Origin of the sequence: Pseudomonas sp. PSPC2-3, from assembly GCF_049898265.1 — a bacterium.
GTDB classification, from domain to species: Bacteria; Pseudomonadota; Gammaproteobacteria; order Pseudomonadales; family Pseudomonadaceae; genus Aquipseudomonas; species Aquipseudomonas veronii.
On record NZ_JAFCXJ010000029.1, the window covers coordinates 1 to 631 of the forward strand.

Annotated in this window: 2 tRNA genes and 1 rRNA gene; all 3 read left to right on the top strand. The window is 46.9% G+C overall.

Annotated elements, in window-relative coordinates:
- Window positions 1–68: ribosomal RNA gene (locus ACP7E3_RS31855) — 16S ribosomal RNA — on the top strand; the annotation flags it as partial.
- A gap of 82 nt (window positions 69–150) precedes the next feature.
- Window positions 151–227: transfer RNA gene (locus tag ACP7E3_RS31860), tRNA-Ile, on the top strand.
- 27 nt (window positions 228–254) lie between these two features.
- Window positions 255–330, top strand: a tRNA-Ala gene (locus tag ACP7E3_RS31865).
- The last annotated feature ends 301 nt before the right edge of the window (window positions 331–631 follow it).

Here is a 631-nt window from a genome sequence, read left to right on the forward strand (position 1 = left end):
GATTCATGACTGGGGTGAAGTCGTAACAAGGTAGCCGTAGGGGAACCTGCGGCTGGATCACCTCCTTAATCGACGACATCAGCTGCTCCATAAGTTCCCACACGAATTGCTTGATTCATTGAAGAAGACGATAAGAAGCAGCCCGAAATTGGGTCTGTAGCTCAGTTGGTTAGAGCGCACCCCTGATAAGGGTGAGGTCGGCAGTTCGAATCTGCCCAGACCCACCAATTTTGTGTGGGAACCTGTAGAAATACGGGGCCATAGCTCAGCTGGGAGAGCGCCTGCCTTGCACGCAGGAGGTCAACGGTTCGATCCCGTTTGGCTCCACCACTACTGCTTCTGAAGTTGAAAGCTTAGAAATGAGCATTCCATCGTGATGATGGTGAATGTTGATTTCTAGTCTTTGATTAGATCGTTCTTTAAAAATTTGGGTATGTGATAGAAAGATAGACTGAACGTTACTTTCACTGGTAACGGATCAGGCTAAGGTAAAATTTGTGAGTTCTCTTAATTGAGAAATTCGAATTTTCGGCGAATGTCGTCTTCACAGTATAACCAGATTGCTTGGGGTTATATGGTCAAGTGAAGAAGCGCATACGGTGGATGCCTTGGCAGTCAGAGGCGATGAAAG